Genomic DNA, 15,843 nt, shown 5'->3' with positions numbered 1-15,843 from the left:
GGCGAGTTCATGACGTTCTGACCTATGTTCTACGGGGCCGTGCCCGCCCGTTCCAGGAGGTCAGATTGCAGTCCAGGCGCTCCCCTGCCTTCATCCGTGCGTTACGGCGCTCCCATCTGCTCGTCGCCTTCGGCCTCGGCTCCCTGCTGATCGGGGCGACACCGTGGCTCGGGGTCGCGAGCCAGGCCGCGGCAGGCCGCGCCGCCGCGGCGCCCCGGCCCGTCCCCGCGCCCGCCCCCTTCGAGCGGCAGCCGGCGTCGCAGTCGCCGCACCACGGCATCGCCCCGGCGAACGCCATGGAGCCGACGGCTCCCCTTCTCGACCGGACCGGGTGGACGGCTACGGCGAGCGACGAGGAGACCACCGGCGAGAACGGCCGCGCCGCCCACGTCCTCGACGGTGACGCCGCCACCATCTGGCACAGCAAGTGGAGCGGCTCCCCCGCCCCCCTGCCCCACGGCATCACCGTCGACCTGCACCGCACGGCCGTCGTCTCCGCCCTGGTCTACCGCCCCCGGGCGAACGGGGCCAACGGGCGCGTCGGCGAGTACGCCCTCAGCGTCAGCGCGGACGGCCAGAGCTGGGGGAACCCGGTGGCCACCGGCACCCTCGCCGACGACGGCAGCACCAAGACGCTCGGGTTCGCCCCGCAGGGTGCCCGCTTCGTCCGGCTGACGGCCCTCACCGAGGCGGGCGCCCGCGGGCCCTGGACGTCCGCGGCCGAGATCAACCTGCTGGGTGACCCCGGCACCCCGGCCGCCACCGTCGACCTGGCCCGGACCGGGTGGACGGCGACGGCCAGTGACGAGGAGACCACGGGCGAGAACGGCCGCGCGGCCCGCGTCCTGGACGGCGACGCCAACACCATCTGGCACAGCAGGTGGAGCGGCACCGCGACCCCCCTGCCCCACAGCATCACCATCGACATGCACCGCACGACCGCCGTGTCCGCGCTCGTCTACCACCCCCGGCCGGACGGGCCCAACGGCCGGGCCGGCACGTACGCCGTCAGCACCAGCACCGACGGCTCCGCCTTCGGCCCGCCGGTCGCCTCCGGTACCTGGCGGGACGACGACACGGTCAAGACCGCAACCTTCACCCGCGCCGAGACCGCCCGCTTCGTCCGCCTGACGGTGACCACCGAGGCCGGCGGACGCGGTCCGTGGACCTCCGCCGGGGAGATACGCCTGAGCGGACCTGCCAGCCCGGCCGCCCACGGCGCCTGGGACCGGATCACCGGCTTCCCGCTGGTTCCCGTCGCCACCGCCGCCCTGCCCGGCGACAAGCTGCTGGCCTGGTCGGCGTACGCGGTCGACCGCTTCGGCGGCAGCAACGGCTACACCCAGACCGCGATCCTGGACCTGAAGACGGGCAAGGTCACCCAGCGCCGCATCGACAACACCGGCCACGACATGTTCTGTCCCGGCATAGCCATGCTGGCCGACGGCCGCGTACTGGTCACCGGAGGCAGCAACGCGGAGAAGGCGAGCATCTACGACCCGGCCACCGACCAGTGGTCCTCCACCACAAGCATGAACATCGCCCGCGGATACCAGGCCATGACGCTCCTCTCCACGGGTGAGGCCTTCGTCCTGGGCGGATCCTGGAGCGGCGCCGCGGGCGACAAGGCCGGCGAGGTCTGGTCCCCGGACACCCGCACCTGGCGGACGCTGCCGGGCGTCCCGGCCTCCCCGGCGCTGACGGCCGACCCGGCCGGGCCCTACCGCGCCGACAACCACATGTGGCTGTACGCCACTTCGGCGGGCAAGGTGCTCCAGTTCGGCCCGAGCAAGCAGATGAACCTGATCTCCACCAGCGGCGCGGGCAGCATCACCGGAGCCGGTCCGCGCGCCGACAGCCCGGACGCGATGACGGGCAACGGCGTCTCCTACGACATCGGCAAGCTGCTCACCCTGGGCGGCTCCCCCGCCTACGAGAAGACCCCCGCCACCCCGCGCGCCTACACCGTGAGCGTCACGGGCGGCGGCCAGGTCCAGTCCGCCCGCACCGGGGACATGGAGCACGCCCGCGGGTTCAGCAACAGCGTCGTCCTGCCCGACGGCAAGGTGGCCGTCTTCGGCGGACAGTCCTTCCCGGTGCCGTTCAGCGACGCGACCTCGGTCCTGACCCCCGAGCTGTGGGACCCGTCGACCGGCGCCTTCACCCCGCTCGCCACCATGGCCGTACCGCGCAACTACCACAGCGTGGCCAACCTGCTGCCGGACGGACGGATCTTCTCCGGCGGCGGGGGCCTGTGCGGCGACTGCGCGACCAACCACCCGGACGGGGCCGTCTTCACCCCGCCGTACCTGCTGAACGCGGACGGCTCGCCGAAGCCGCGGCCGGTGATCACCGGCGGTGTGCCCTCCCGGGCCGCTCCGGGAACGTCGCTCGCGGTGAGCACCCAGGCGCCGGTGGCGTCGTTCGTCCTCATGCGGGCCGCGGCCGCCACCCACTCCACCGACAACGACCAGCGGCGGGTCCCGCTCGTGTCCGCCGCGACGGGACCGGGGGCGTACACCGTGTCCCTCCCCGCCGACCCGGGCGTGGTCCTGCCGGGGACCTACATGCTCTTCGCCCTCGACGCCCGGGGGGTCCCGAGCACCGCACGGTTCATCACCGTCTCCTGACCCGCGGCGGAGGAGCGATCGGGCGCGGAGGGAAGGCCCGGCGCGGAGCAGCGCCGGCCCGCGGGGATGTCGTCGCGGCGTCTACACGCAGGCCGGGCACAGCCCGCGGTAGGTGACCTCGGCCCCGGACACGGCGAAGCCGAACCGCCCCTCGGCCGGCAGGTCGGCCAGCGGGTCGCCCGTCGGGCGGACGTCGCGGATGAGCCCGCAGCGCGAACACACGAGGTGTTCGTGCGGGTGGTGGGCGTTGGGGTCGTAGCGCTTCGCGCGGCCGTCGGTGGAGACCTCCGCTACCTCACCGAGGGAGACCAGCTCGCCCAGCGCGTTGTAGACGGTCGCCCGGGAGATCTCCGGCAGCCGCAGCACCGCGAGCGCGTGCACCTCGTCCGCCGTGAGGTGTACGTGGTCGCCTTCCAGGACCTCCGCAACGACACGTCGCTGAGCCGTCATCCGCCAGCCACGCCCCCGCAGTCGCTCCAGCAGGTCACTCATGTCGGCTCACCCATTCAGGTTCGGCTGGATCCCGGAGCTTACGGTGCCCGTCCGGGATCCGATGAAATATGGGATTGGTGTCCTTCTTGACTTGGACTCTGTCCATCGTAGGATCGGTTCCGTAGATAGCCAAGGGGCAGGAAGATTCCGGAGCGGCAGGAGACAGAGCCGTGAAGGACCACCGCCGAGGAGCCGCGCGACGCCGGAACGGCGCCCCAGCTACTCCCCCGCACGCACTTCCTGAGCACCGTGATCCGCCTGGTCCGGAAGGATTCCCATGTCTGAGAACCATGATGCAATCGTCGTAGACGCGAAGACGGAGGGCGGGGGTGGCTGCCCGGTCGCGCACGAGCGCGCCCCGCACCCGACGCAGGGCGGCGGCAACCGCCAGTGGTGGCCCGAGCGGCTCAACCTGAAGATCCTCGCCAAGAACCCCGCCGTGGCCAATCCCCTCGGCGAGGAGTTCGACTACGCCGCGGCGTTCAAGACCCTCGACCTCCCCGCGGTGAAGCAGGACATAGCCGAGGTGCTGACCACCTCGCAGGACTGGTGGCCGGCCGACTTCGGCCACTACGGCCCGTTCATGATCCGGATGGCTTGGCACAGCGCGGGCACCTACCGCATCAGTGACGGCCGCGGTGGCGCCGGAGCCGGGCAGCAGCGCTTCGCGCCCCTCAACAGCTGGCCGGACAACGGCAACCTCGACAAGGCCCGGCGCCTGCTGTGGCCGGTCAAGAAGAAGTACGGCCAGAGCCTCTCGTGGGCCGACCTCATGATCCTCACCGGCAACGTGGCGCTCGAGCAGATGGGCTTCGAGACCTTCGGCTTCGCCGGCGGCCGCGCGGACGTCTGGGAGCCCGACGAGGACGTCTACTGGGGCCCCGAGACCACCTGGCTCGACGACGAGCGCTACACCGGGGACCGTGACCTGGAGAGCCCCCTCGGCGCGGTCCAGATGGGCCTCATCTACGTCAACCCCGAGGGCCCCAACGGCACCCCGGACCCGCTCGCCGCGGCCCGCGACATCCGTGAGACGTTCCGCCGGATGGCGATGAACGACGAGGAGACCGTCGCCCTGATCGCGGGCGGCCACACCTTCGGCAAGACCCACGGCGCGGGCCCCGCGGACCACGTCGGCGACGACCCCGAGGCCGCCCCGATCGAGCAGCAGGGCTTCGGCTGGAAGAACACGTACGGCACCGGCAAGGGCGCCGACGCGATCACCAGCGGTCTCGAGGGCATCTGGACGAACACGCCGATCACCTGGGACAACAGCTTCTTCGACATCCTCTTCGGCTACGAGTGGGAGCTGTTCAAGAGCCCCGCCGGCGCGCACCAGTGGCGGCCGAAGAACGGCGCCGGAGCGGGTACCGTGCCCGACGCCCACGACCCGGCCAAGACGCACGCGCCGACGATGCTGACGACCGACCTGTCGCTCCGGATCGACCCGGCCTACGAGCAGATCTCGCGTCGCTTCCACGAGAACCCCGCCGCGTTCGCCGACGCCTTCGCGCGCGCCTGGTTCAAGCTGACCCACCGCGACATGGGCCCGGTCGTCCGCTACCTCGGCCCCGAGGTCCCGGCCGAGACGCTGCTGTGGCAGGACCCGCTCCCCGCGGTGACGCACGAGCTCGTCACCGACGCGGACGTCGCCGCCCTGAAGCAGCGGGTCCTCGACTCGGACCTGTCGGTGTCCCAGCTCGTGTCCGCCGCGTGGGCCTCGGCCTCGTCCTTCCGCGGCAGCGACAAGCGCGGCGGTGCCAACGGCGCCCGTGTCCGCCTCCAGCCGCAGAGCGGCTGGGAGGTCAACGAGCCCGACCAGCTCGCGGCGGTGCTGCGCACGCTGGAGGGGATCCAGGAGTCCTTCAACGGCGCCCAGACGGGCGGCAAGCGGATCACGCTCGCCGACCTGATCGTGCTCGCCGGCGGCGCCGCCGTCGAGCGGGCCGCCAAGGAGGCCGGGTTCGACGTACGGGTCCCGTTCGCGGCGGGCCGCGTGGACGCCACCCAGGAGCAGACCGACGTGGAGTCCTTCGCCGCGCTCGAGCCGACCGCCGACGGGTTCCGCAACTACCTCGGGAAGGGCAACCGGCTGCCGGCCGAGTACCTGCTGCTCGACCGGGCGAACCTGCTGACGCTGAGCGCCCCCGAGCTGACGGTCCTCGTGGGCGGTCTGCGCGTCCTGGGCGCCAACCACCAGCAGGCGGCCCACGGCGCGTTCACCAAGACGCCCGGAACGCTGACGAACGACTTCTTCGTCAACCTGCTCGACCTGGGCACGACGTGGACGGCGACGTCCGAGGACGCGAACACGTTCGAGGGACGCGACTCGGCCACGAACGAGGTCAAGTGGACCGGCACCCGCGCCGACCTCGTCTTCGGGTCGAACTCGGAGCTGCGCGCGGTCGCGGAGGTCTACGCGGGCGACGACGCGAAGGAGAAGTTCGTGAAGGACTTCGTCGCCGCCTGGGACAAGGTCATGAACCTGGACCGGTTCGACCTCGTCTGATCCCGTCAGCCGGGTCGTGATCACGACGCCCGGGCCCGGCCCCACCGGCCGCGGCCCGGGCGTCCGCCGTTGCACGGGGCAACGGCTCCCGTACGCGCCCGGCCGGGCGGCCGTCGCGGCGGAGTGCGACGCGTTCGATCTTTCGGCTCGGGCGCGGCAACCTTCCCGGCTCCGGCGGCAACTGAAGGGGGAACAGCGCACCCCACCCCGAGGAGCAACCCCGGATGTCCCCTTCCCCCCACCGCCGTCCCACCGCCCGCCGAAGGCTCGCCCTGGCCGGAGTGGCCACGGTGGTCGCCGCCGGTCTCGGCGCCGTCCCGCTGATCGTGACCGCCGGCGCCGCCGCCCCCGCAGGCCTCGCCCACGGCGCACTGCCCGCCGGGGACGGCTGGGCCGCGAGCGGCGCGGGCACGACCGGCGGACGGGCCGCCGACGCCTCCCGCGTGTTCACCGTCTCCACGCGCGCCGCTCTGGCGAAGGCCCTGACCGCCGGGCCGGCCGGGGCCCCGCGGATCATCCGGGTCAAGGGGATGATCGACGCGAACACCGACGACAGCGGCACGCCGCTGACGTGCTCCGACCACGCCGCGGGCACCGGCTACTCCCTCGACGCCTATCTCCGGGCGTATGACCCCTCCTCCTGGGGGCGGGCGAAGCTGCCGGCCGGCCCGCAGGAGAACGCCCGCAGGGCGGCGCAGGCGCGGCAGGCCGCCCGCATGGTGTTCACCGTGCCGGCCCGGACCACCGTCATCGGGGTGCCCGGAACCGGCGCGGGCATCACCGGCGGCAGCCTGGTGCTGAAGAACGCCGACAACGTGATCATCCGCAACCTTCTCCTCACCGACGTCCGGGACTGCTTCCCGCAGTGGGACCCCACCGACGGCTCCACCGGGAACTGGAACTCCGCCTACGACGCCGTCAGCCTGCGCGGCGCCACCCACGTGTGGGTCGACCACAACAGCTTCTCCGACTCCCCGCACCACGACGCCGCTAGCCCGTCCCACTTCGGCCGGAAGTACCAGGTCCACGACGGCGCCCTCGACATCACCAACGCCTCCGACCTGGTCACCGTCGGGTACAACACGTTCGACAACCACGACAAGACGATGCTCATCGGCAGCAGCGACAAGGACACCAAGCTGCGCGTGACGCTCCACCACAACGTCTTCCGCGGCGTCGTCCAGCGCGCCCCGCTCGCCCGGGTGGGCAGGATCCACCTGTACGACAACCTCTACGACACGGCCGAGCGCGCGGGGTACGCGCACAGCTACAGCCTCAACTCCCGGGCCGGCGCCCAGGTCGTCGCGGAGAACAACCACTGGAGGCTGTCGCCCGACCGCAAGGTCTCCCAGCTGCTCGACGGTGACGGTACGGGAGCGGTCGCGGGCCGCGGCAACCTCGTCGACGGGAAGCCCGCCGACCCGGTCGCCGCGTACAACGCCGCCAACCCCGGCAAGAAGATCAAGACGTCCGTCTCCTGGAAGCCCACCCTCTCGGCCGGCCTGGAGCCCGCCGCCGGGCTGCCCGCGAAACTCGCGGTGAAGGCGGGCGCGGGCGTCCTCACCGAGTCCGGCTCCACCTCCGCCCCCGCGCCGTCCGCCCCGGCGCCGGTACGGGCCCGGACCGGCCCCAGCTGACCGCCGCCCAGGCCGCCGGCCACACCGCCCGCACCTACCTGGCCGGCACCGACGGCTGGAACCCGGTGGGCTGATGGACGCCGTCACACCGACCGGGACCCGGTTCCGGCCGGGCCCCGCCCGGGGCCCGGCCGGCGTCCGCCGGCCGGAGCGGGCAGCGGCCGAACAGCCGCTCGAACGAACTGCTACGCTCCCGCACCTGCCGGTTGGCGCCCCCGTCGCACCGAGAGGCCGTACCGAGGCCATGACCACCGATGAGGCGTCCGCGGACTTCCACGCCTTCTTCGAGCGCCACCACTCCGAACTCGCCCGCCTCGCCCATCTGCTGACCGGGCAGGCGGACGCCGCCGACGACCTCGCCGCCGATGCGATGGTCGCGCTCTGGCACCGCTGGGACCGGGTCAGCCGCGCCGACTCCCCGGCCGCCTACGCGCGCGGGGTCGTCGCCAACCTCGCGCGCGGCCGGATCCGCAGCAGCGTGCGCGAGCGGCGGCGCGTGCTGCTGTTCTGGTCGCACCGCCAGGAGCGCACCGACGGCCCGGACGTGGCGGCCGTGATGGACGTGCGGGCCGCCCTGGACCGGCTGCCGTTCCGCAAGCGCGCCTGCGTCGTCCTGCGCTACGCCTTCGACCTGTCGGAGAAGGACACCGCCCTGGCCCTGGGAATATCGGTCGGTACGGTGAAGAGCCAGACCTCCAGGGGAACGGCGGAACTGCAACGGCTGCTCGGCACGCGGGCCGCCGACGAGCTGGTGGGGAGGAGGAGCCGGTGACGGACGAACTGCGCAACCTGCTGCGCGAGAGCGCCGCGGCCCACCGGCCCGACCGGGCCCGCATGCTCGCCCGGGTCGAGCGCGGCACGGCCCGCCCGGAGCCCCCTGCCCGGCCGTTCGGGCGCGGGCGCGGCGGGGCCGTGTCCTGGCCGAGGGTCGTCCTCGCGACCCTGGCGACCGCCGGTGCCCTGGCGGTGGGCAGCTTCGCCGTGGCGACGGTGTTCCATGCCCCGGACCCGCCGCGGGTCGCCACGGATCCGGCCCCGCCGGCCTCCGTGTCCCCCTCACCCGCCCCGCCCGCATCCGCGCCCCCGTCCCCCTCCACCGCCCCGACCGGGACGGGGACCGGGTCGCCGCCCGCGTCGCCGCCGCCTTCCACGGCTCCGGCCGGGCCCGGACCCGACCCCGGGCGGACCGCCTCCGGTTCGCCGTCCGCCGGTTCGCGCGCGACGCCGCCCGCGGCCGGTTCGCGTACCGAGGACGGCCCGCTGTGGGCCGACGGCTCCGTCGATCCCGACAGCACCGTCCGCTGGGCGCGGAGCAACGTCACCCTGAAGACGTCGAGTCCGCTCACCGCGCTCACGGTCGAGCTGCGGATCGCCCTGACCGAGGGGGTGCGCAGCACCGGCAGCAGGCAGTCCCTCCCGGCCGGCGACTTCGCCGTCTCCGTCCGTACGGACGGCGGCTTCCTCGTCTACCGGTGGACGCTCAAGCCGGGCCGGACGGTCCCGGTCGGCGAGCACCTCTTCGTCGGGCAGTACGACCACGCCACCGGGGGGCGCGACGCCAACGACGACTCCTACGGCGCCGAGGCCACCGCGGCGCGCGGCGGCGGCCCGGACGGCAGGGCATCGGTGCGGGGAGACTTCGCCCGGACCGGCTGAGCGGGCCGCCCGCCGGGGCGGACGGCCCGCCGGCTCAGGCGGCCGGCTGGGGGCGGGTGGTGCCGGGGAGGCAGGCCACCGCCTGGTTGTAGGTCTCGTACACGCCCTTCGGGTTCGCCTTCCAGAGCCACAGGTGCAGGGCGTAGTGGACGGGCTGGCCGGGGAAGTTGCCGCGCTGCGGGCCCTTGAACGCGCGGCCGAACATCGTGGGGCGGTCGTCGTCCGTGGCCGGGTTCTGGTCCCGGTCGTAGACCAGCCACTGGACGCCCACGAGGCGCTTGCCGCCGCGTCCGTCGTCCTCGTAGTACAGGGCGGCGGGCTTCGCCGGGTCCACGGAGTTGTCGTAGGCGTGGTTGAAGTGCGGGTAGCCGAGCGCGCCGGGGCCCCTCCGGTTCGCGACGCAGTACTTGTCCGGGACGTAGCCGGCCTTCACCCCGTTCGCGTGGATATGGTACGGGGCGGTAGCGCGGTACGTGACGCTGCGTTCGACGGCCGCTCTGCCGCGTTCGGCGCCGGCGGGGCCGGACGCGGAGGCGGGAGCGGCGACGGCCAGCGCGAGCGCGGCGGCCGTCGTGAGGACCAGGGCGGGACGTCGGGCCATGCGCGGTCTCCTCTGGGCGATGGGCTGCACGCACAGCCCTTCCCCGGCCCCGGGGGCCCGTCACCGCAGCGGACCGTACGGCCGTCGGCCGGTCGGCCGAAGGCCGGGCCGCCCCGGTCCCCCGCCGTCGGCCGCCGCCGGACCGCCCCGCGGGGGCCCCGCCCCGCTCCGGCCGGGCCGGGCGGGGGCCGCGGTTGCCCCCGGACGGACGGGCGCGGCGGCTCACCCGATCGGGCGGGGGCCGTTTCGCGGCCCGCGCCCGCAGGGAACCGCTGGGTCCGGGAACCCGAGTGTCACGGAGGGCGCGGAACATGACCCAGGACAACGCGGCACCGAAGGCGGCTCCGGAAGGCGACGGCGCGCTGCACGACATCGTGGCGGCCGTGTCCGCGGGCGCGCCGGAGTACCGGGCGTGCCCCCATGCCGCCTACGCCGCGCTGCGCGAGCGGGCCCCGGTGTGCCGGCTGACGCCGCCGCACGGGGTCGACACCTACCTCATCACCCGCTACGACGACGCCCGGGACGCCCTCTCGGACCCGCGGTTCAGCAAGAACATGCGCGGGGCCATCGAGACGTACCACGCGGTGTACGGCAGCTTCTTCGACGCGCTGGACGACAACGTGCTCTTCTCGGACCCGCCGCGGCACACGCGGCTGCGCCGGAGCCTGCGGAGCGCGTTCACGCCCCGGCGGGTGGAGGCCATGCGGCCGAGGATCACGGAGATCGCCGAGGACCTGCTGCGCGACTGCCGCGAGCGCGGCGCGGTCGACCTGATGACGTCGTTCGCCTTCCCGCTGCCCATCGCGGTCCTCTGCGAGCTGATGGGCATCCCGGACGCGGACCGCGGCGAGATCCTGGAGCAGTTCTCGGTCGTGACGCGCGCCCGGTTCGACCCCCGGCTGAAGGCTGAGCTGAGGGCGGCCGAGGAGTGGCTGCAGAACCGGCTGGGGCGGCTCGTCGCGCACACCCGCGACAACCCGTCGGACTCGTTCCTCGGCGACCTCATCCGGGCGGAGGACGCCCTGGACGACGCGGAGCTCGTCTCGTCGATGTGGGTCATCTTCTTCGCGGGCCACAAGACCACCGCGTTCCAGATCGGGAACACCGTCCTGAACCTGCTGCTGCGCCCCGACCAGCTGGAGCGGCTGCGGGCGGACCCGCGGCGGATCCCCCAGGCGGTGGAGGAGATCGTGCGGTTCGAGGGGTCGGTGGAGACGTCGACCTTCCGGTACGCCGCCGAGGACGTCGAGGTCCGCGGGACGCTGATCCCCCGGGGCTCCCTGGTCCAGATCGCCATCACCTCGGCGAACCGGGACCCGGAGAAGTTCGAGGATCCCGACGTCCTGGACGTGACGCGCGAGGGCATCCAGGGCACGCACCTGGGCTTCGGCCACGGTACGCACTACTGCCTGGGTGCGCCGCTGGCGCGGCTGGAGCTGGAGATCGCGCTCTCCTGCCTCCTGCGGGAGTTCCCGCGGATGCGGCTGGCCGACGACGAGGAGGCCGGGGGGGCTTGGCTGAAGGGGCCGGTGGCGGCGTTCCGGGGCCTCCAGCACCTGCGGCTCGAGCTGGACCCGTCCCGTACGGCCGTGAACCTCGGTCCGGAGCCCGTGGGCTCCGCGGCCCCGACGGCCCCCGCGGCCGTCTCCGCGGCCTCCCGCGAGTAGACCCGTACCAGTCAGACCCGTACCCAGTAGACCCGCACCCGACGGACGGTGGATTGGCATGCCGGACTCTGCGCGCACCTCGGAACGACCCCTCCCGCCGGCGTCGGCGGACGAGCCGGTGATGGCGGCCGTGGGCACCGGTGAACTCGCCCGTACGGTGCCGGGCGACCACGCCCCGGACCCGGACGGGGGGCGCTCGGCGCCGTCGAAGATCGACATGCACCACCACTACTGCGCACCGGAGTGGCGTGAGTGGGCCGAGCACCACGGGCTGATCGAGCCGAGGCAGCTGCCGCCGTGGACGCGCCTCGACACCGCGGCCGCCGTCCGGTTCATGGACGGGGCGGGGATCGCCACGGCCGTCCTGAAGCCCATGCTGCCGGCGCGATACCGTTCGTCGGCCCAGCTGCGCGAGGCCGTCAACATCACGCTGCAGTCCATGATCGAGGTCGTGAACTCGCATCCGGGACGGTTCGCGTTCTACACGCCGCTGTTCCTGGACGACCCCGACGCCTCGTCCTGGGCCGTGCGCCGCGGACTCGGGCAGCTCGGCGCCGTCGGCGTGAACGTCACGGCCAACTACGGCGGCGTCTACCTCGGAGACCCGTCCTACGACCGGTTGTTCGGCGAACTGAACGACTGCTCCGCCGTGGTGGACACCCACCCCCACAACCTCCCGGGCGGCCCGCCCGGCGCGGCGACGGTTCCGGGCATCCCGAACTTCATGTGCGACTTCCTGCTCGACACCACGCGCGCCGCCGTCAACATGATCAGCAGGCGGACGCTGGACCGCTTCCCGGACATCTCGGTGATCCTGCCGCACGCGGGCGGCTTCCTGCCGTACATCGCGACGCGCATGCAGGCCCTCGGACGGTTCTGCGATCCGCCGATCGACCCCGGCGCCGTCCGCGACCACCTCGGCCGCTTCTACTACGACACGGCGGGCCCCATGGCTCCCGCCGCGACCCTCCTCGCCCACGTGCCGGCCGACCGCGTCCTCTTCGGCACCGACTGGCCCGCCGCCCCCGCCGACACGGTCACGGAGCTGGCCTTCCCCGCGCTCGATGCGGACCCGGCCTTCACCCCGGAGCAGCTCCAGGGGATCTACCGGGGCAACGCGCTCCGCCTGATCCCGCAGCTCGCGACGGTCTGACCGCCGCCCGGCCCCCGGACCGTCACGGCGAGGGGGTCGCGGGCGCCGCTCCCGGCGCGGCTTCGAGCGCCGCTTTGAGGTTGCGCAGCGTGGTGCGGATGTTGCGCTGCTGGAAGTCGGCGAAGGTGTGCCCGCGCGTCGCCACCCGGTCGAAGGCGTTGGCCACGGCGTCGGGCCACTTGCGCCGGTCGTCGGTCCAGGTCTCCGTGACCCGGGTGCCCTCCTCGACCGGCTCGAACCGGTACTCCCAGGTGGCGATGGGTCCCGGCAGCCGAGGGCGCCTGAGGCCGATGGCATGGACCCTGAACCGGAACAGCCGGTCCTGGTCCGCCGCGGTGACGGTGCAGCGCGTGGTCCAGCGGAAGGGACCCCGCTTGTTGTGGCCGTCGAACACCATCCCGACGTACGCGCTCCCCCCGGCGCCGCCGCGCACGGTCGCCCCCAGGTTCTCGGGGCTCCAGCCGCCCATGAGGGCGGGATCGGAGACGCGCTGGTAGACCGTGGACGGGCTGGCGCCGACGAGGACGCTGTCGGACACGCTGAACGTACGGGGCATGGCACTCCGATCTCCGGGGATCTGACGCTATCGCCTGCCCACCCACGAAGCTACCCTGCGGTAACCAACAGCCGCCCCTCCGCGCGCGGGGAGGGCACCCCCGGGGGCCGGGGGATGCGTACCGTGGCGACATGACGGACGGTCAGTACGAGGTGGACGTGGCGCCCGGCGTCGAGGTGCCCGTGCCCGGCGACAGCGAGCTCTGGGCGGTCGGGGCGGTGATCCTCGACGGCCGCGGCCGGGCCTTCGCGCAGCGGCGCGCCCCCGGCCGGCGACTGTTCCCCGGCTGCTGGGACATCGCGGGCGGCCACGTCGAGCCCGGCGAGGCACTGCTCGACGCCCTCGTACGGGAGGTCGCGGAGGAGACCGGCTGGCGGGTGCGCCGGGTGCGGCGGCTCCTCGGCGTGAGCACCTGGACCGGGGACGACGGCAACGGCCTGCGGCACGAGGCCGACTACCTCGTCGAGGTCGACGGAGACCTGGACCGCCCCGCCCTGGAGTGGGCCAAGCACTCCGCCTACGACTGGTTCGGCCGCGAGGACCTCCCCCGGCTCAAGGAGAACCGAGCCGGCGACTCCTTCATCCACGACCTGATCGCGTCGGCGCTGGGGGTCCCCGGGGAACCGTCCCGCGGTCTGAGGCGGGGCGCGGGCCCCGCGGCGGGCCGGTTTCGCGCGCCGGAACGGCAACGGATCTTCCGTATGCTCGCGCCCGGAGCAGTCAATTCCGCTTCCCGGAGCACGAGTACGCGACGCCGTGCCCGGTCTCCGCCTCAGCAGACCAGAGGGACCACATGCTTCTGCCGTTCAACCGACGTCTGGCCGTGAGCGCCGCCCTGCTCGCCGTCGTGGCGGGGGTCGCACCGGCGACCGCCGCGCACGCGGCGCCGGCCGGACCCGCCGGGACCGCGCAGGCCGGACCCCCCGCTCCCGATCTCAGGGCCCTGGAACGGGCGCTGCGCAACACGACCGCCGCCGGCGCCCCGGGGGCCATGGCCCGCTTCAGCGGCCCCGGCGGTACCAGGACGAAGGCCGTCGGCGTGCGCGACAGGACCACGGGCGCCGCCATGGATCCCGCGGCCCGGTTCCGGATCGGCAGCGTCAGCAAGACGTTCACCTCCGTCGTCCTGCTCCAGCTCGTGGCCGAGAGGAAGATCGGCCTCGACACGTCCGTCAACGGCCACCTGCCCGGCCTGCTGCCCGACGACCGCATCACCGTGCGCCACCTGCTGACCCACCGGAGCGGGCTGGCGGACTACACGAACGTGATGTTCGCGCGGACCGTGCCCGGGTTCGAGGCCGTCCGGAACAGGGTGTTCGCCTACCAGGACCTGGTGGAGCTCTCGCTGGCCGAGCCGCGCACGACCCGGCCCGGCGCGGCGTACGCGTACTCCAACACCAACTTCGTCGTCCTCGGCATGCTCATCGAGAAGGCCACCGGCCGCAACGTCGCCGCGGAGTACGAGCGCCGCGTCATCAAGCCGCTGGCGCTGAAGAACACCTCGTACGTACATCCGGGCACGACCATCAGGGGAGCGCACGCGCGCGGCTACCTCCACCCCGACGAGGCGGGCGCGCCGCTGGTCGACTCCACCGAGCAGACGGTGTCGTGGGCCCAGTCCGCCGGAGCCGTCATCTCCAGCCAGGCCGACCTGAACACCTTCACCTCCGCCCTGCTCGGCGGGAAGCTGCTGCCGAAGCCGATGCTCGACGCCATGACCGCCGCGACCGCGACCGACAGCACCAGCACCCGCTTCTACGGCCTGGGCCTGCGCCGCTACGACCTCTCCTGCGGCACGTCGGTCTACGGGCACACCGGCACCGTGCAGGGCTTCTACACCTACGCGTTCAGCACCCGCGACGGCCGCCGGAGCCTCGCCGCCATGGCGAACACGTCGAACAGGGGCGAGGCGAACACGGCCCTCGGCGGCACCCTCGAGGCCGCGTTCTGCGGGACGGGGGCCACGAAGCCGGCGAAGGGCGCGGCGCGCGGCTTCGCGGCCGCCCCGGCCGACGTCGACCTGCCCGAGCACCACGCGCGCTGACGCCTCCGCACGGGCGCGGGGTGTGCGTGCCGTGCACGCGGTTGACCACGGGTGCACACCCGGCCGAAACGGACGGACGGTGCAGTCACATGGCCTGACCCGGGCAGTGGGTACCCCGGCCATGCTGAGGACGCGCGCCACCGCGCCACGGCCGACCCTGCCGTACGGCGTGCGTGACCCCGGCCGCCGCGGCCCACCGTCCGCGCCCACCCCGGGAAGCATCCTCGGCCCTGACCTTCACGACCGATTCCGTACCGGATCACGACCGCGGCGCGTACTGGGGCGAGGCGATGAGCACGGCCTTCATGCCGCTCTCCGTCACCCCGCGCTGCCGGGGCGCCTTCTCCGGCCGGCTCACCACGCGGCGGCGCGCACTTCAAGGTCCCGCGCTACGTCCACGTCGTGGACGGGTCCCCCATGACGGTCACCAGCAAGATCCGCAAGATCGAGATGCGGGAGATGGCGGCCCGGCTGCTGGAAGGCCCCTGAGCCGCCGCGTCCGGACGGCTCAGCCGCGGGGGGTCAGTTCGGCCATGGCGCTCCAGCCCTGGCCGGGTACCTCGACGTTGATGACCTCCGGGGTCCTGGCGATGGCGCCGGCCAGCGTCTCCATGCCGGCCCGGAAGTGGGCCGACTCCACGTGGGCGGCGCCCGCGTCGGCGTCGGCGAAGGCCTCCAGCAGCGTGAAGCTGTTCGGGTCCTCGACGCCGCGCGACCAGTCGAAGAAGAGGTTGCCCGGCTCGTCGCGGGTGGCACGGGTGAAGTCGTCGACGAGGGCGAGCCAGTCGTCGCTGTGCTCGGGGCGGACGTCGAACCTGACGGCGATGAAGATCATGCGGGCCAGCCTGCCAGGAACCGCCCGGCGGCGCACATCAGGTCACCCCCTCCGGCGGGCGCC

Annotated in this window: 13 protein-coding genes; 9 read left to right on the top strand and 4 right to left on the bottom strand. The window is 73.6% G+C overall.

Annotated features, from left to right (window positions below; all coding sequences use genetic code 11):
• The first annotated feature begins 65 nt into the window (after nucleotides 1–65).
• A complete protein-coding gene (locus OTB16_RS06800) occupies nucleotides 66–2,630 on the top strand; it encodes a galactose oxidase family protein (protein WP_267718994.1) in 2,565 nt (854 codons plus the stop codon).
• An 81-nt stretch (nucleotides 2,631–2,711) separates the two neighbouring features.
• Here the strand turns inward: OTB16_RS06800 and OTB16_RS06795 are convergent, their stop codons facing one another.
• The gene (locus OTB16_RS06795; RefSeq protein ID WP_267718993.1) at nucleotides 2,712–3,122 is read right to left on the bottom strand and encodes a Fur family transcriptional regulator; all 411 of its coding nucleotides are present in this window, start codon (nucleotides 3,120–3,122) and stop codon (nucleotides 2,712–2,714) included.
• A 277-nt stretch (nucleotides 3,123–3,399) separates the two neighbouring features.
• Between OTB16_RS06795 and katG the strand changes: the two genes are divergently transcribed.
• The 4 genes from katG (at nucleotide 3,400) to OTB16_RS06775 (ending at nucleotide 8,924) form a co-directional block, all read left to right on the top strand.
• Complete coding sequence (katG, locus tag OTB16_RS06790; RefSeq protein WP_267718992.1) at nucleotides 3,400–5,631, top strand: catalase/peroxidase HPI; 2,232 nt, start codon at nucleotides 3,400–3,402, stop codon at nucleotides 5,629–5,631.
• Between the two features lie 224 nt (nucleotides 5,632–5,855).
• Nucleotides 5,856–7,268, top strand: a complete 1,413-nt coding sequence (locus tag OTB16_RS06785; protein WP_267718991.1) for a pectate lyase family protein — start codon at nucleotides 5,856–5,858, stop codon at nucleotides 7,266–7,268.
• A gap of 244 nt (nucleotides 7,269–7,512) precedes the next feature.
• Complete coding sequence (locus OTB16_RS06780; protein ID WP_267718990.1) at nucleotides 7,513–8,040, top strand: SigE family RNA polymerase sigma factor; 528 nt, start codon at nucleotides 7,513–7,515, stop codon at nucleotides 8,038–8,040.
• On the top strand, nucleotides 8,037–8,924 hold the full coding sequence (locus OTB16_RS06775; RefSeq protein WP_267718989.1) for a hypothetical protein: 888 nt from the start codon (nucleotides 8,037–8,039) through the stop codon (nucleotides 8,922–8,924). Before OTB16_RS06780 ends, OTB16_RS06775 begins: the two co-directional genes overlap by 4 nt.
• Before the next feature lie 34 nt (nucleotides 8,925–8,958).
• Here the strand turns inward: OTB16_RS06775 and OTB16_RS06770 are convergent, their stop codons facing one another.
• On the bottom strand, nucleotides 8,959–9,525 hold the full coding sequence (locus OTB16_RS06770) for a hypothetical protein (RefSeq protein WP_267718988.1): 567 nt from the start codon (nucleotides 9,523–9,525) through the stop codon (nucleotides 8,959–8,961).
• A 311-nt stretch (nucleotides 9,526–9,836) separates the two neighbouring features.
• On the opposite strand from OTB16_RS06770, the gene OTB16_RS06765 reads away from it, so the two are divergent.
• Together OTB16_RS06765 and OTB16_RS06760 are read left to right on the top strand one after the other, a co-directional pair.
• Nucleotides 9,837–11,192 (top strand): cytochrome P450 family protein, encoded by a 1,356-nt coding sequence (locus tag OTB16_RS06765; RefSeq protein ID WP_267718987.1) that lies wholly within the window; start codon nucleotides 9,837–9,839, stop codon nucleotides 11,190–11,192.
• A gap of 58 nt (nucleotides 11,193–11,250) precedes the next feature.
• Nucleotides 11,251–12,345, top strand: a complete 1,095-nt coding sequence (locus tag OTB16_RS06760) for an amidohydrolase family protein (RefSeq protein WP_267718986.1) — start codon at nucleotides 11,251–11,253, stop codon at nucleotides 12,343–12,345.
• Nucleotides 12,346–12,367: 22 nt separating this feature from the next.
• Here OTB16_RS06760 and OTB16_RS06755 read toward each other — a convergent pair whose 3' ends face one another.
• A complete protein-coding gene (locus OTB16_RS06755; protein ID WP_267718985.1) occupies nucleotides 12,368–12,901 on the bottom strand; it encodes an SRPBCC family protein in 534 nt (177 codons plus the stop codon).
• 131 nt (nucleotides 12,902–13,032) lie between these two features.
• On the opposite strand from OTB16_RS06755, the gene OTB16_RS06750 reads away from it, so the two are divergent.
• Complete coding sequence (locus OTB16_RS06750) at nucleotides 13,033–13,728, top strand: NUDIX hydrolase (protein WP_420717635.1); 696 nt, start codon at nucleotides 13,033–13,035, stop codon at nucleotides 13,726–13,728.
• On the top strand, nucleotides 13,695–14,945 hold the full coding sequence (locus tag OTB16_RS06745) for a serine hydrolase domain-containing protein (protein ID WP_267718983.1): 1,251 nt from the start codon (nucleotides 13,695–13,697) through the stop codon (nucleotides 14,943–14,945). The genes OTB16_RS06750 and OTB16_RS06745 overlap by 34 nt, the downstream gene beginning before the upstream one ends.
• Nucleotides 14,946–15,453: 508 nt before the next feature.
• Here the strand turns inward: OTB16_RS06745 and OTB16_RS06740 are convergent.
• Nucleotides 15,454–15,780, bottom strand: coding sequence for a putative quinol monooxygenase (locus OTB16_RS06740; protein WP_267718982.1), 327 nt, complete (start codon nucleotides 15,778–15,780; stop codon nucleotides 15,454–15,456).
• Nucleotides 15,781–15,843: the final 63 nt, after the last annotated feature.

Origin of the sequence: Streptomyces antarcticus (assembly GCF_026627255.1) — a bacterium.
Lineage (GTDB): Bacteria > Actinomycetota > Actinomycetes > Streptomycetales > Streptomycetaceae > Streptomyces > Streptomyces antarcticus.
This window is presented reverse-complemented; position numbering and strand designations above follow the sequence as displayed.

Coding starts and splice junctions, on each gene's coding strand:
- OTB16_RS06795 (WP_267718993.1), bottom strand. CDS start 3,122: ATGAGTGACCTGCTGGAGCGACTGCGGGGGCGTGGCTGGCGGATGACG.
- katG (WP_267718992.1), top strand. CDS start 3,400: ATGTCTGAGAACCATGATGCAATCGTCGTAGACGCGAAGACGGAGGGC.
- OTB16_RS06785 (WP_267718991.1), top strand. CDS start 5,856: ATGTCCCCTTCCCCCCACCGCCGTCCCACCGCCCGCCGAAGGCTCGCC.
- OTB16_RS06780 (WP_267718990.1), top strand. CDS start 7,513: ATGACCACCGATGAGGCGTCCGCGGACTTCCACGCCTTCTTCGAGCGC.
- OTB16_RS06770 (WP_267718988.1), bottom strand. CDS start 9,525: ATGGCCCGACGTCCCGCCCTGGTCCTCACGACGGCCGCCGCGCTCGCG.
- OTB16_RS06765 (WP_267718987.1), top strand. CDS start 9,837: ATGACCCAGGACAACGCGGCACCGAAGGCGGCTCCGGAAGGCGACGGC.
- OTB16_RS06760 (WP_267718986.1), top strand. CDS start 11,251: ATGCCGGACTCTGCGCGCACCTCGGAACGACCCCTCCCGCCGGCGTCG.
- OTB16_RS06755 (WP_267718985.1), bottom strand. CDS start 12,901: ATGCCCCGTACGTTCAGCGTGTCCGACAGCGTCCTCGTCGGCGCCAGC.
- OTB16_RS06750 (WP_420717635.1), top strand. CDS start 13,033: ATGACGGACGGTCAGTACGAGGTGGACGTGGCGCCCGGCGTCGAGGTG.
- OTB16_RS06745 (WP_267718983.1), top strand. CDS start 13,695: ATGCTTCTGCCGTTCAACCGACGTCTGGCCGTGAGCGCCGCCCTGCTC.
- OTB16_RS06740 (WP_267718982.1), bottom strand. CDS start 15,780: ATGATCTTCATCGCCGTCAGGTTCGACGTCCGCCCCGAGCACAGCGAC.